General features: G+C 70.5%; 9 protein-coding genes, 4 tRNA genes and 1 pseudogene. 8 read left to right on the top strand and 6 right to left on the bottom strand.

The genetic code is table 11. The features are described from left to right. Positions 1-64: 64 nt before the first annotated feature. Positions 65-139: transfer RNA gene (locus tag ACWGI8_RS29585), tRNA-Asp, on the bottom strand. Positions 140-230: 91 nt separating this feature from the next. Continuing rightward, positions 231-4,175 carry an ATP-dependent RNA helicase HrpA gene (gene hrpA / locus ACWGI8_RS29590; RefSeq protein WP_453665501.1) on the bottom strand — a complete coding sequence of 1,315 codons (3,945 nt, stop codon included), beginning with the start codon at positions 4,173-4,175 and terminating at the stop codon, positions 231-233. Between the two features lie 143 nt (positions 4,176-4,318). On the opposite strand from hrpA, the gene ACWGI8_RS29595 reads away from it, so the two are divergent. The 4 genes from ACWGI8_RS29595 to ACWGI8_RS29610 all read left to right on the top strand — a co-directional run bounded on the left by ACWGI8_RS29595 (position 4,319) and on the right by ACWGI8_RS29610 (position 7,358). Further along, positions 4,319-4,804, top strand: a complete 486-nt coding sequence (locus tag ACWGI8_RS29595) for a hypothetical protein (protein WP_453665503.1) — start codon at positions 4,319-4,321, stop codon at positions 4,802-4,804. A gap of 57 nt (positions 4,805-4,861) precedes the next feature. Beyond that, on the top strand, positions 4,862-5,809 hold the full coding sequence (locus ACWGI8_RS29600) for a DsbA family protein (protein ID WP_453665505.1): 948 nt from the start codon (positions 4,862-4,864) through the stop codon (positions 5,807-5,809). Next, a complete protein-coding gene (locus ACWGI8_RS29605; protein WP_453665506.1) occupies positions 5,806-6,633 on the top strand; it encodes a cytochrome c biogenesis CcdA family protein in 828 nt (275 codons plus the stop codon). The genes ACWGI8_RS29600 and ACWGI8_RS29605 overlap by 4 nt, the downstream gene beginning before the upstream one ends. Positions 6,634-6,932: 299 nt before the next feature. Further along, on the top strand, positions 6,933-7,358 hold the full coding sequence (locus tag ACWGI8_RS29610; protein WP_453665508.1) for a hypothetical protein: 426 nt from the start codon (positions 6,933-6,935) through the stop codon (positions 7,356-7,358). 65 nt (positions 7,359-7,423) lie between these two features. On the opposite strand, the gene ACWGI8_RS29615 is transcribed toward ACWGI8_RS29610, so the two are convergent. The 4 genes from ACWGI8_RS29615 to ACWGI8_RS29630 all read right to left on the bottom strand — a co-directional run bounded on the left by ACWGI8_RS29615 (position 7,424) and on the right by ACWGI8_RS29630 (position 9,420). After that, positions 7,424-7,497 (bottom strand) — tRNA-Phe (locus tag ACWGI8_RS29615). 23 nt (positions 7,498-7,520) lie between these two features. Next, positions 7,521-7,595, bottom strand: a tRNA-Asp gene (locus tag ACWGI8_RS29620). A 37-nt stretch (positions 7,596-7,632) separates the two neighbouring features. Continuing rightward, positions 7,633-7,705 (bottom strand) — tRNA-Glu (locus ACWGI8_RS29625). Between the two features lie 158 nt (positions 7,706-7,863). Beyond that, complete coding sequence (locus ACWGI8_RS29630; protein WP_453665510.1) at positions 7,864-9,420, bottom strand: metallophosphoesterase family protein; 1,557 nt, start codon at positions 9,418-9,420, stop codon at positions 7,864-7,866. A 71-nt stretch (positions 9,421-9,491) separates the two neighbouring features. Here ACWGI8_RS29630 and ACWGI8_RS29635 point away from each other — a divergent pair, with 71 nt between their 5' ends. From ACWGI8_RS29635 to ACWGI8_RS29650, 4 genes and pseudogenes are all read left to right on the top strand, one after another. Then, positions 9,492-9,842 carry a metallopeptidase family protein gene (locus ACWGI8_RS29635; RefSeq protein ID WP_453665512.1) on the top strand — a complete coding sequence of 117 codons (351 nt, stop codon included), beginning with the start codon at positions 9,492-9,494 and terminating at the stop codon, positions 9,840-9,842. After that, positions 9,839-10,351 carry a fluoride efflux transporter FluC gene (locus ACWGI8_RS29640; protein ID WP_453665514.1) on the top strand — a complete coding sequence of 171 codons (513 nt, stop codon included), beginning with the start codon at positions 9,839-9,841 and terminating at the stop codon, positions 10,349-10,351. Before ACWGI8_RS29635 ends, ACWGI8_RS29640 begins: the two co-directional genes overlap by 4 nt. Further along, entirely contained in the window at positions 10,348-10,710 is a 363-nt protein-coding gene (locus ACWGI8_RS29645) for a fluoride efflux transporter FluC (RefSeq protein WP_453665516.1), read from the top strand. The genes ACWGI8_RS29640 and ACWGI8_RS29645 overlap by 4 nt, the downstream gene beginning before the upstream one ends. A 99-nt stretch (positions 10,711-10,809) precedes the next feature. Beyond that, a pseudogene (locus ACWGI8_RS29650) lies at positions 10,810-11,131 on the top strand (hypothetical protein); the annotation flags it as partial.

Genomic DNA, 11,131 nt, shown 5'->3' on the forward strand with positions numbered 1-11,131 from the left:
CGCGGCCTCCAAGCCGACACGTCGAAGGCCCCGCACCATGGTGCGGGGCCCTCGACGATACGCGCGGTCCTGACGGGATTTGAACCCGCGGCCTCCACCTTGACAGGGTGGCGAGCACTCCAAACTGCTCCACAGGACCAGGTTTCGCAGCTCCGTACTGCCTGGGCTGCGAGAGAGACTGTACAGCAGGTCAGCGGGTCCGGTCGAACTCACTCAAGGCTACGGTCGCGTCACGGCGCTGCCGCGTCGATCGCCTTGATGATGCGCTTGTCGGAGACGGGCTGCGACGTCCCCAGGGCGTGGGCGAAGTAGCTGACGCGCAGCTCCTCGATCATCCAGCGGATGTCCAGCACCTCCTGCGGCACCGGCCGCCCCTTGGGCATCTGCTCCAGCAGCCAGGCGTACTCGTCCTGCATCTCGTGGACCTTCTCCATGCGGGTCGTGTCGCGCTGGACGCCCGTCGGCATCTGCTGGAGCCGGCGGTCCACCGCGACCAGATAGCGCATCAGGTCGGGCAGTCGCCGCAGGCCCGTCTTCGTCACGAAGCCGGCCGGCACGAGGGCCGCGAGCTGCTCCCGTACGTCCTGGACATTGTTGACCAGGGCCAGGCTGTTCGTGGCCTTCAGGCGGCGCTCACAGGCCTGCCAGGCGGCCAGGATCTGCTGGACCTGGTCCACCGTCCGCACGGTCGCGTCCACAAGGTCCGCGCGGACCTTGTCGTACAGCTTCCGGAACGATTCCTCATCCCAGGCGGGACCGCCGTGGTCGGCGATCAGCTTGTCCGCCGCGGCCGTCGCGCAGTCGTCGAAGAGCGCCTGGATCGAGCCGTGGGGATTGCGGGAGAGGGCGAGCTTCTGCTGGTTCGTCAGCCGCTCGGAGGCGAACTTCGCGGGATTCACCGGGATGTTCAGCATGATCAGCCGACGGGTGCCCTGCCACATCGCCAGGGTCTGCTCGGCCTCGGTGTCGAAGAGACGCACGGAGACTGTGCCCGCTGCGGCTCCCTCGGCGTCCACGAGGGCCGGGAAGGCCTTGACCGGCTGGCCGGCCCTGCGGGTCTCGAAGACACGGGAGAGCGCGCCGATCGTCCAGTCCGTCAGGCCCGTCCGCTCGATCGCGTCGCCGCCCGCGCGCTCGGCGGTGGCCGCGGCGGCCTTGGAGAGGGCCTGGCGGGCCTTGGGCTTCAGGGCGAGCCTGAGGGTCTCCAGATCCTCGTCCTCGGCGAGCTTGCGGCGCCGCTCGTCAACGATCCGGAACGTGATCTTCAGGTGGTCCGGGACCCTGGCGAGATCGAAGTCGTCGCCCGTGACCGGCACACCGACCATGCGCTGCAGCTCACGCGCCAGCGTGACCGGGAGCGGCTCCTGCAGCGGCACGGCGCGCTCCAGGAAGGCCTTCGCGTAGTTCGGCGCGGGCACGTAATGGCGGCGGATCGGCTTCGGCAGGGAACGGATCAGCTCCGTGACGACCTCTTCGCGCAGACCGGGGATCTGCCAGTCGAAGCCCTCGTCCGTGACCTGGTTGAGCACCTGGAGCGGGATGTGGACGGTGACGCCGTCGGCGTCCGCGCCCGGCTCGAACTGGTAGGTGACGCGGAAGGTGAGCCGCCCCTGCCGCCACGAGTCCGGGTAGTCGTCCTTCGTGACCGCCCCGGCCTTCTCGTTGATGAGCATCTCACGCTCGAAGTCGAGGAGGTCGGGCTGCTCACGGCGCTTGTGCTTCCACCAGGAGTCGAAGTGCGCGCCGGACACCACATGATCGGGCACCCGCTGGTCGTAGAAGTCGAAGAGCGTCTCGTCGTCCACGAGGATGTCGCGGCGGCGGGCGCGGTGCTCCAACTCCTCGACCTCGGTCAGGAGTTTGCGGTTGTCGGCGAAGAACTTGTGGTGCGTACGCCAGTCGCCCTCGACGAGCGCGTTGCGGATGAACAGCTCGCGGCTCGCCTCCGGATCGATCCGCCCGTAGTTCACCTTGCGCTGGGCGACGATCGGGACGCCGTACAGCGTGACCTTCTCGTAGGCCATGACCGCCGCCTGGTCCTTCTCCCAGTGCGGCTCGCTGTAGGTGCGCTTGATCAGATGCTGGGCGAGCGGCTCGATCCACTCGGGCTCGATCTTCGCGTTGACCCGGGCCCAGAGGCGGGACGTCTCCACCAGCTCGGCGGACATGATGAACCGCGGGGGCTTCTTGAAGAGGGCGGATCCGGGGAAGACGGCGAACTTGGCGCTGCGGGCGCCCAGGTACTCGTTCTTCGAGCCGTCCTTGATGTCCTTCATCCCGATGTGGGAGAGGAGGCCGGCGAGAAGCGAGACGTGGACGGACTGCTCGGGCGCGTCGTCCTCGTTGAGATGGATGCCCATCTGCTTGGCGACCGTACGCAGCTGCGAGTAGATGTCCTGCCACTCGCGGATGCGCAGGTAGTTCAGGTACTCCTGCTTGCACATCCGGCGGAAGCTGGAGGAGCCGCGCTCCTTCTGCTGCTCGCGGATGTACCGCCAGAGGTTGAGGAAGGCGAGGAAGTCGCTCGTCTCGTCCTTGAACCGGGCGTGCTGCTGGTCGGCCTGCGCCTGCTTGTCGGCGGGCCGCTCGCGCGGGTCCTGGATGGAGAGCGCGGCCGCGATGACCATGACTTCGCGGACACAGCCGTTCTTGTCGGCCTCGATGACCATCCGGGCCAGACGCGGGTCGACGGGCAGCTGCGCGAGCTTGCGGCCCATCTGCGTCAGCCGCTTCTTCGGATCCTTCTGTGCGGGGTCCAGCGCGTGCAGCTCCTGCAGGAGCTGCACACCGTCGCGGATGTTGCGGTGGTCCGGCGGGTCGATGAAGGGGAACTTCTCGATGTCGCCGAGGCCGGCGGCGGTCATCTGGAGGATGACGGACGCCAGGTTCGTACGGAGGATCTCCGCGTCCGTGAACTCCGGGCGGGACAGGAAGTCGTCCTCGGAGTAGAGCCGGATGCAGATGCCGTCGGACGTACGGCCGCAGCGGCCCTTGCGCTGGTTGGCGCTGGCCTGGCTGATGGCCTCGATGGGCAGCCGCTGCACCTTGGTGCGGTGGCTGTAGCGGGAGATACGGGCGGTGCCGGGGTCGATGACGTACTTGATGCCGGGGACGGTCAGCGACGTCTCGGCGACGTTCGTCGCGAGGACGATACGGCGGCCGGTGTGCGACTGGAACACGCGGTGCTGCTCGGCGTGCGAGAGCCGGGCGTAGAGGGGGAGGACCTCGGTGTTGCGGAGGTTCTTCTTGTTGAGCGCGTCCGCGGTGTCGCGGATCTCGCGCTCGCCGGAGAGGAAGACCAGAACGTCGCCGGGGCCCTCGGACCGGAGCTCGTCGACGGCGTCGCAGATCGCGGTGATCTGGTCGCGGTCGGACTCGTCGCTGTCGTCTTCCAGGAGGGGCCGGTAGCGGACCTCGACGGGATACGTACGCCCGCTGACCTCGACGATCGGCGCGTCGCCGAAGTGGCGGGAGAAGCGCTCCGGATCGATCGTCGCGGAGGTGATGACGATCTTGAGGTCGGGCCGCTTCGGGAGCAGCTGGGCCAGATAGCCGAGCAGGAAGTCGATGTTGAGGGACCGCTCGTGGGCCTCGTCGATGATGATCGTGTCGTACGCGCGCAGCTCGCGGTCCGTCTGGATCTCCGCGAGCAGGATGCCGTCCGTCATGAGCTTGACGAAGGTCTCGTCCTGGTTCACCTGGTCGGTGAAGCGGACCTTCCAGCCGACCGCCTCGCCGAGCGGCGTGCGCAGCTCCTCGGCGACCCGCTCCGCGACCGTGCGCGCGGCGATCCTGCGCGGCTGGGTGTGCCCGATCATGCCGCGTACGCCCCGGCCGAGCTCCAGGCAGATCTTGGGGATCTGTGTCGTCTTGCCGGAGCCGGTCTCGCCCGCGACGATCACGACCTGGTGGTCCCGTATCGCCTCCAGGATGTCGTTCTTCTTCTGACTGACCGGGAGCTGCTCGGGGTACGTGACCTCGGGCACCAGTGCCGCGCGCTCGGCGATACGGGCTGCGGCCTTCGTGGCCTCGGCAGCGATCTCGTCCAGCACGGTCTGCCGGGCCTCGGGCTTACGGATGCGGCGGGTGCCTTCGAGGCGCCGCCCGAGTCGGTGCGCGTCGCGCAGCGAGATCTCGGCCAGCTGCTTCTGGAGATCGGCGAAGGAAGTAGACATACGGAACCCAGGATCGCACCCGCGCGAGCGGAGTGGCGAACCCATTTACGGAGCGGGTCGCTCCGCGGCGGTGGGCCTCGGGGGCGACGAGTGGGTGGCCCGTACGATGGCGAGCGCGTCGACGACCAGGAGGATCCCCGCTCATGCCCACTGCAGGCAGCCCGTGGCGCCGCGCTTTCGCGGTCGTCGCAGCGCTGTCGGTGGTGCTGTGCGGGGTGCTTCTGGGTGCGGGGGCGACGAGCGGTCATGTCCAGGCCCCCACGTCCGTGGCCGATGCCCCGGTGTCCGTGGCCGACGCCTCCACGTCCGTGGCCGACGCCCCCAGGTCCACGGCCGACGCGCCCAGGTCCGCGACCGGTGCCCCCAGGCCCACGGTGGTGGCGGTTCCGGCCGGTGACGGGCAGGCGCCCGGCTGCGGCAGGGGCTCCCAGGACGACGGCGGGCTGAGCCCCGCCACGCCACCGCGGGGGTCGTCCTCGTACGAGCTGCTGCCTGCTCTGCAGACCGCCGCCCACGGCGCGGCCGGCTGCTGGGCCGTCGACGAAGCCGTGCTCGCCGTCGCGCCGGAGCGCGGGCCACCGCCCGTCGCCGCGCCGAGCCCGATGGATCTCTCCGTCCTGCGCGTGTAGGCGGCGCACAGCCGTGCCCGCCCACCCGTTCGCGTCCCGGAGAGAAACCACACAGCCATGCCCGCTTCCCGTAGCCGTACCCACACCCGAACCCGTACCGGCACCCGTACCCGCACTCGTAAGCCGTTGAAGCCGGTCGCGATCGGCGCCGGAGTCGTCGCCGCCGCGGTCGTGCTCGGTGTCGTCTCGTACACCGCCACCAGGCCGGACGAGTCCAGGAGCGGCGGCACGGTCGCCGAGGCCTCCACCGGCCCGGAAGGGGTCTACCCCGAGCTGGAAAAGCTCGCCCGGCGCGATGCCAGGGACCCCCTCGCGATGGGCCGCGCGGACGCGCCCGTCGTGCTGGTCGAGTACGCCGACTTCAAGTGCGGCTACTGCGGGAAGTTCGCCCGCGACACCGAGCCCGCGCTGGTGAAGCAGTACGTCGACAAGGGCACCCTGCGTATCGAATGGCGCAACTTCCCGATCTTCGGCGAGGAGTCGGAGGCCGCGGCGCGCGCCGCGTGGGCCGCCGGGCAGCAGGGCCGCTTCTGGCAGTTCCACGAGTCCGCGTACGCCGAGGGCGCGAAGGAGAAGGGCTTCGGCGGGCAGCGGTTGAAGGAGCTCGCCCAGCAGGCCGGCGTGCGGGACCTGGCCCGCTTCACGCGCGACGCGGACAGCGAGGCGGCGCGGCGGGCGGTGGCGAAGGACCAGGAGGAGGGGTACGGACTGGGTGCGACGTCCACGCCCTCGTTCCTGATCAACGGCCGCCCGATCGCGGGCGCCCAGCCGCCGGAGACCTTCACCGACGCGATCGAGGCGGCGCTGAAGGCTGCCGGGACGGCTGCGGGCCCGCAGGCGAGTGCGCCCGCGGGCACGGAGGCGGGGAAGGACGCCGGCGACGACGCGGGGGAGGACACCGGCAACGATGCCGGGAAGACCGTTGGCCCGGACGCTGGGCAGACCCGCCGGCCGGACGCCGGGAAGAACGTTGGCCCGGATGCCGGGAAGGCCGGAGCCGAGTGACCGACATCGGATACCTCGCCGCCTTCCTGGGCGGTCTGCTCGCCCTGCTCAGTCCGTGCAGCGCCCTCCTCCTCCCGGCGTTCTTCGCGTACTCCATCGACACCGCGACCAGGCTCGTGGCCCGTACCGGCATCTTCTACGCGGGCCTGGCGACGACCCTGGTCCCGCTGGGGGCGGCCGGCTCGTTCGCCGGGCGGCTCTTCTACGGCCACCGCGATCTGCTGGTCACCGCCGGCGGCTGGCTGATCATCGCGCTCGGCGTCGCCCAGATCGTGGGCCTGGGCTTCGCCTCCCGCCGCCTCGCCCGGCTCAGCGGCCGCATCCGTCCCTCGACCGCGGTCTCCGTGTACGCGCTGGGCATGGTCTACGGACTGGCCGGCTTCTGCGCGGGCCCGATCCTCGGCAGCGTCCTCACGGTGGCGGCTCTCAGCGGCAGCCCCGCCTACGGAGGTCTCCTCCTCGCCGTCTACGCCCTCGGCATGGCCGTGCCGCTCTTCGTCCTCGCCCTGCTCTGGGAGCGCTACGAGCTGGGCACGCGGAAGTGGCTGCGCGGCCGCACCCTCCGCATCGCGGGGCGCTTCGAACTGCACACGACGTCCGTCCTGTCCGGCCTGTTCTTCATCGCTCTGGGCGCGCTCTTCCTCGCCTTCGACGGGACGACGGCCCTGCCCGGCATCCTGTCGGTCGACGACTCCTTCGCCGTGGAGCAGTGGGCGTCCGCCGCGGGCCGCGCGATCCCGGACTGGGCCCTGCTGACCCTGGTGGTGGCGATCGCGGCGATCGTCCTCGCGGTGCGGAGCCGGCGGCGGCGAGAACGGGTGTGACGACACGCTGTACGAGACAGGGCCCCGTCCGGCTGGACGGGGCCCTGGCCCGGTCAGGCTGAGCGAACACCGCGTCGCCCTCCGCCCCCGCCCGGGAGCACTCCCCGGAACACGACGTCGGCGCCGGGCCGCCGGCGTCAGGGTTCGGTCGCCGTCGGTGACGCCCGGTGAGGAACAGCCTCGATCGGATCACCCGGATGGCGGTTGCGGAGCGCGCTTGTGGGTGCGCTTGAACACGCAGCGTGCTCCGATCGGACCTGCGGGGGCCCTGTTCTGTTCGCCGGAAAGGCTGGAATCTCATGTCAATGTCGACCGACCGCATGGCGGCGCTCTCGGAGAAGGCACGCGAAGCGCAGGAGAAGGTGCAGCACGCGATCTCCGAGAACAGGAAACAACTGTCGGACTCGGTCACCAAGGCCAAGCAGGACTCGATACAGAGGGCGGACAAGGTCCAGCGCGAGGTGGCGGCGAAGAAGGCCGAGGCCTCCGCCTCGCTGGCGGATGTGGGCGCCAAGTGGCAGGAGCACGTCCACGCCGTGGAGTCCCGCATCGAGGACCGGAAGGCAGAACGCGACATGAAGCGTGCCGACCGTGCGGCGGACGATGCGGAGTCCTACGCGGTGGACGCGATCAGCTTCGCCGCCGCCGCGATCGAGGAGGCCGAGTACGCCACGCTCGACGCGGTGCTGGCCCGTTCGGATGCCGACGCCAAACACACGAAGTGATCCGGAACATCAAGACACCCCCTCCGAGAACCCTCGGAGGGGGTGCTTTCCCTTTTCAGGGGCGGTGGCTGGGGCCGGGGTCGAACCGGCGACCTTCCGCTTTTCAGGCGGACGCTCGTACCAACTGAGCTACCCAGCCACGCGATCTGCGAGAGATCGCAGCGGTCCTGACGGGATTTGAACCCGCGGCCTCCACCTTGACAGGGTGGCGAGCACTCCAAACTGCTCCACAGGACCAAGCTTGTGCGGGACTAGTCTCGCACATGATGTTGCGTGCCCCCAACGGGATTCGAACCCGTGCTACCGCCTTGAAAGGGCGGCGTCCTGGGCCACTAGACGATGAGGGCTGATTACACCGGTACTGCTGCTTCTTTGTGCGTCCCCCGGGGGACGTGAGAAGCATGTGACTCCGCTTTCCCCCGAGGGGTTCCGCTTCTCCTTGACCCCTCGCGGGGTTCGGGACGGTCAAGCCCTGACCGTTGCCCTTGGGCACGACGAGACTGTACTACGGCATTTGGACGTCGGCCAAACCGAATGGATGTGGGGGCGCCGGGGACGGGGATTCCGGCAGTACGTCGGTGGCCAGATGGCGGCTGACCTCGGCTGTCGTGAGGCCCAGGCCGCCCAGGGTGATCTCGTCCCAGGCCTGCAGGGTGCGGGAGGTCCGGTCGAGGTAGAGGACGGAGGCGCGGACCTTCTCCGGCTCCTCGTTCTGGACCGCGCGCAGGCCGCCGCCGCCCGTGGAGCCCTCGATCTTGAGGCGGGTGCCGAGCGGGAGAAGCTCGGTCTCGCGGTGGTGGACGTGGCCCGCGAGGGCGAGCGGGACCTCGCCGTCGGTCTCGCGGGCCGCGACGGGGTTGTGGGCGACCGCGATGTCGACGGGGGTGCCGGCGCGGCGCTGGTCGCGGAGGGCGGAGGCGAAGCGGATGCCGGCCATGCGTTCGGCGGGGTCTCCCTCGGCCACCGTGGAGCGGTCCGGGGTGAACTGGGGGTCACCGGTCCCGGCCACGCGCAGGCCCGCGACCGTGACCGCCCGGCCCTCGTCGAGGACGTGGACGTGCTTGAGGCGCTGGAGATAGCGCTGGGTGACGATCGAGTCATGGTTGCCGCGGACCCAGATGTAGGGCGCGCCGAGGTCCGGGATCGGGTCGAGGAAGGCGTTCTCGGCGGCGGTGCCGTGGTCCATCGTGTCGCCCGAGTCGATGATGAGGTCGATCTCGTACTGCTCCACCAGCGAGCCGATGATGTGCCACGCGGCCGGGTTGAGATGGATGTCGGAGACGTGCAGGACGCGCATGGTGCCGGGGTCCGGCTGGTAGACGGGGAGCGTGGAGGTCGCCTCGTACAGCTTGGTGACGTTGGTGACCAGGCGCGCCAACTCCTTCTGGTAGACGTCGAATTCGGTGACGATCGAGCGGGCGTTGCCGACGACCGAGGGGGCGCTGCTGAGGAGGCCGGAGAATTTCGGTTCGAGGACGGACTTCGGATTCCAGGTGGCGTACGCGCTGATGCCGGAGGCCGCCAGGAGCGCGAGCGCCAGGCCGCCGGCGGCGAGGGCGCGGCGCGGGCGGCGGTAGACCGCGAGGCCGAGGGCGGTGGCCCCGGAGACGACGGCGACACAGGAGCGAACGGCCAGGTCGCGGGTGCCGTCCGTGACGTCCTGGGTGATCTCCTCCTGCAGGCCGGCGAGGCGCTCGGGGTGCTCGACGAGGGCCTGCGAGCGGACCGGGTCGAGCCGGTCGACGTCGACGTCGAGGCGGATGGGGGCGACGTGGGAGTCCAGCTCGAGGGCGCCGAGCGGGGAGACATTGATCTTCGTGCCGCCGGACAGCGACGGGCGCAGCGTCATGCTCGTGTCCATCGGCCCCACCGGCGTACGGACACTGCCGACGATCAGCAGACCCAGCCAGGCCCCCAACAGCACGACGGCGACCAGCCCGAGCGCACGGGTGAAGGGATGCGGCATGTGGACGAGGGTGCTGGTGGGGCTTGTGCGGTGCGAGTGGTAGCGGCGCGGGAGACCGGTCAGGGTGGCACGGAGCCGTTCACGAGCGCGGACCATTGGTCGCGTATGCCCATGTACGGGCTCGGCCATGCCCGCGCCCGGGGGCGCGTGTGCGTGACAATGGCCAGGTGCTGGAGATGACGCGCGAGGAGTTCGAGGAACTGGTCGCCGAGGCGCTGGACAGGATCCCGCCGGAGCTGACGCGGCTGATGGACAACGTCGCGGTGTTCGTCGAGGACGAACCGCCCGCCGACGATCCCGAGCTGCTCGGGCTCTACGAGGGGACCCCGCTGACCGACCGCGGTGAGTGGTACGCGGGCGTGCTGCCGGACCGGATCACGATCTACCGGGGTCCGACCCTCCGGATCTGCGAGACCCACGAGGACGTGGTCGAGGAGACCGAGATCACCGTGGTGCACGAGATCGCCCATCACTTCGGGATCGACGACGAGCGGCTGCACGCCCTGGGGTACGGATGAGCCGGCACCCCCGTCCCCCCTCCTCTCGCGGTCCGTGTCCGGAGGCGATCGATCCGGATGTCGACCTCCATGTGCCCGCCCAGCGCGCGGAGATCGCGGGGGCCGGGAAGTGGAGGGTTCTCGCCGCGATTTCGGCGGGCGGGGCGATCGGGGCGTCCGCGCGGTACGGGGTGTCGCTGGCCTGGCCGTCGCACTGGGCGACGTTCGTCGTCAACGTCGTGGGGTCCGCGCTCATCGGCGTACTGATGGTGCTGGTGAGCGAGCGTGGTGTCGTCACGCGTCCGCTCGTACGGCCGTTCCTCGGGGTCGGGGTCCTGGGCGGCTTCACCACCTTCTCGACCTACGCCCTCGACTTCGCCGAGTTGCTGGAGCGTCAGCGGACGGGCACCGCCCTCGCGTACGCCGCCGCGACGCTCGTGGGGGCGCTGGGCGCGGTCTGGCTGGGGGCCTCGGTGACGCGCCGGGTGGTGACGCGCCGCATGGTGACGCACTGGGTGGTGGGCCCGTGAACTGGGTCCTGGTGATCGCGGGTGCGGCGGTGGGCGCCCCGCTGCGCTATCTGATGGACCGTGAGGTCCAGTTGCGGCACGACTCGGTGTTCCCGTGGGGCACGCTCGTGGTGAACGCCTCGGGGAGCTTCGTGCTGGGGGTGCTGGCCGGCGCTTCGGTCACGTCGGGAACGTACGCACTGCTCGGCACCGGCCTGTGCGGGGCCCTGACCACGTACTCGACCTTCTCGTACGAGACGCTCCGGCTGGCCGAGGGCGGCCGGACGTTCCTGGCGGCGGCGAATGTGGCCGCGTCGCTGCTGGCGGGACTGGGCGCGGTGGTGCTGGGGGCGGATCTGGCGGGAGGTCTGGCGCGATAGCGGCCCTGCGGTGGGCGTGTCCTGTGGCGGGCGTGTCCCTCTTGGGGCTAAGGGAGTTGGGCAGGGAAACCCGCGTCCCGTGCCCCGGAGGTCCCACCCGTGCGCCAGTTGACCGCCCCCGGCCGTTGTGCCGTATGGATCGCCACCGCCCTGGTGGCCGCGGCCTCCGCAGGCTGTATGAGCGTGAGCGACGACGGCGGCAGGCCGGCGCCCTCGAAGCCCCCGCATCCCCGTGGCGCCGCGGCCGAGCCGGACGGTGGGGGCGCGGCACCCGGCGGTGCCGGTGGGCACGGCCGTGCGGGCATGGGCGGGGCCTCGCCCTCCGGCTCGGCCGGGGCCGAGGGCGAAATCAAGGGCGCGGAGGTGAGCCCGGGCACGTCCGAGGCGCCGTCCGGCCTCCCTCCGAAGGGCGGCGCGGGCC

The sequence above is a fragment of the Streptomyces sp. NPDC054841 genome, assembly GCF_053611045.1.